Below are 229 nucleotides of genomic sequence, written 5' to 3'. Positions count from 1 at the left end.
ATATTCGGGATGGAGGAGCAGCCGGGCGTCGAGCTGTCGCACCATCTGGGCCGCGCGCTGCAACTGACGAACATCCTGCGCGACATCGACGAAGACGCGGAGATCAACCGCTGCTATCTGCCGTACGAGCTGCTGGCGCGCGAAGGCATCGCGGCGACGAATCCGCTCACGATCGCCGACGATCCGTCGCTGCCGCGCGTCTGCGCGACGCTCGCGGAGCGTGCGAAGC

General features: G+C 67.2%; 1 protein-coding gene. It reads left to right on the top strand.

What is annotated here, in order from left to right; translation table 11 throughout:
• Positions 1-229, top strand: a 229-nt coding sequence (locus tag SB753_RS42245; RefSeq protein WP_410805847.1) for a squalene/phytoene synthase family protein, incomplete at both ends; no start/stop codon positions are given.

Source organism: Paraburkholderia sp. SIMBA_053 (assembly GCF_046534895.1).
GTDB classification, from domain to species: Bacteria; Pseudomonadota; Gammaproteobacteria; order Burkholderiales; family Burkholderiaceae; genus Paraburkholderia; species Paraburkholderia caledonica.
This window is presented reverse-complemented; position numbering and strand designations above follow the sequence as displayed.